Here is a 1,812-nt window from a genome sequence, read left to right on the forward strand (position 1 = left end):
CCCCGAGCCGTGCGGCAGCGTCCGTGAGGGCGTTGGCGAAGCGTCGGCAGGGGAGCATGCAGGCCAGCCATTGAGCCGCGAAAGAAGATTGTCCCGGGAGCCGACGCTGTACTCAGAGCGGAAGGCGACGCGGACGGGTGCGATAACGCGAGCACCTGGACGTCCCGGCGTGGTCGTAGACCCTGGCATGTATGGACGTTCCTTGCGCGGAAACCGGGAGATCTCGAGTCTGACCGGGGGACGGTTCGGCCGCCCCGGCCCGCACCGGGAAGGCGAGGAGCCGTAGCCGGTGATGCACGGACACGAGAAGTCAGACCCCGCCATACTAGCAACGAAGCTGACGAACAAAGCCGGGCGACCGGCGGCGGAGTCGGTGGAGCGAAGGGCGTGGGCCAAGGGGAACGCGAACCAGCTCAGCACGCGCCGGGCGCAGGACCGGGAAAGCGTGTCACAGGCGCTGGAGCGCGTACGTCAAGCCGCAAGGCAAAGGAAGAAGGAACGGTTCACCGCGCTCTACCACCATCTCAGCCTGCCTATGCTCAGGACGGCGTTCTTCGCGCTTAAGCGGGAGGCGGCGCCTGGAGTGGATGGGGTGACGTGGCGGGACTACGAGGCCGATCTCGATCGCAAGATCGCAGACCTGCACGCACGGGTCCATCGGGGAGCGTACCGGGCGCAACCAAGCCGCCGCCGGTATATTCCGAAGGCGGATGGCCGCCAGCGCCCGCTCGCAGTGGCTGCCCTGGAAGATAAGATCGTCCAACGCGCAACTGCTGCCGTGCTGAACGCGATCTTCGAGGAGGACTTCCTCGGATTTAGCTATGGCTTCCGGCCCGGGCGCGGCCAGCATGATGCGCTGGACGCCCTGGTTGCCGGGATCAACAGCACGAAGGTGAACTACATCCTGGACGCCGACATTCGGTCGTTCTTCGATGGGGTCAGCCAATCCTGGCTGGCCCGCTTCGTTGAGCATCGGGTCGGCGACAAACGCATCATCCGCCTGATCCAGAAATGGCTTAAGGCGGGCGTTCTTGAAGACGGAATCGTCACGACCAATGATAAGGGAACGGGCCAAGGTTCGGTGATCTCGCCGCTCCTCGCCAACGTCTACCTTCATTTTGTGTTCGATCTCTGGGCCGAGCGCTGGCGACGGCGCGACGCTACGGGCGATATGATCATCGTGCGCTTCGCCGACGATATCGTCGTCGGTTTCGAACATGAGGACGACGCCCGTCGCTTCTGGGACGCGATGCGAACGCGACTGCAGGAGTTCGCACTGTCGCTCCATCCGGAAAAGACCCGCCTGATCGAGTTTGGCCGCCGCGCTGCGACCAATCGCGAGCGGCGCGGGCTCGGCAAACCGGAGACCTTCAATTTCCTCGGGTTCAGCTTCATCTGCGGCACATCGCGCCGAGGCGGCTTCCTGCTCAAGCGGAAGTCGCGACGCGACCGCATACAAGCGAAACTCAGCGAGATTAAGGATGAGATGCGACGACGGCGGCATCAGCCGATCCCCGACCAAGGGAAATGGTTGAGGCAAGTCGTCACCGGCTTCTTCGCCTACCATGCCGTGCCGACCAATGGGCGCGTGCTGGAGGCGTTCCGCTACCACGTCATCGACCTATGGCGGCGCTCGCTAAGGCGACGCAGCCAGAAGGACCACCTGACTTGGGCGCGGATCACGAAGCTGTCGGATGACTGGCTCCCGAAAGCGAGGATCCTTCACCCCTGGCCAGAACAGCGCTTCGCCGTCAAGCACCCGAGGTGGGAGCCGGATGCGGGAAAGCTGCATGTCCGGATCTGTCCGGGGGG

At 64.2% G+C, this 1,812-nt stretch carries 1 protein-coding gene; it reads left to right on the forward strand.

What is annotated here, in order from left to right:
* Positions 1–292: 292 nt before the first annotated feature.
* A partial coding sequence (gene ltrA, locus KIP88_RS45655; RefSeq protein WP_214494599.1) for a group II intron reverse transcriptase/maturase occupies positions 293–1,812 on the forward strand: 1,520 nt, incomplete at its 3' end.

It is taken from the genome of Bradyrhizobium sp. SRL28 (assembly GCF_018596315.1).
Lineage (GTDB): Bacteria > Pseudomonadota > Alphaproteobacteria > Rhizobiales > Xanthobacteraceae > Bradyrhizobium.